This is a genomic window from uncultured Tenacibaculum sp., from assembly GCF_947495995.1.
In the GTDB taxonomy this organism is placed as follows: Bacteria; Bacteroidota; Bacteroidia; order Flavobacteriales; family Flavobacteriaceae; genus Polaribacter.
Window position 1 is genome coordinate 1 of sequence record NZ_CANMAX010000049.1, and the last position, 209, is coordinate 209.

Sequence of the window (209 nt, forward strand, 5' to 3'; positions counted from 1 at the left end):
TGTACAACAGGAAACACAGTTGATAATGCTACCTTAAGCATTGACACAGCAGTTGGTTCAGGAATCACAGGAGGAAGCACAGTATACAACACCGTTGAGTTATACTTAGATGTAGCACCATTTGGAGATTTTGATCCAAGTTTAGATACAGAGATTACAGCTGTAACAGTTGCAGGAAGTGTAAACACATACAGTATCTCAGATACATC

Annotated in this window: 1 protein-coding gene; it reads left to right on the forward strand. The window is 39.2% G+C overall.

Annotation, left to right across the window (positions count from 1 at the left end; genetic code table 11):
- Positions 1-209: hypothetical protein (locus Q1A15_RS21005; protein WP_299628422.1), on the forward strand; the 209-nt coding region annotated here is incomplete at both ends.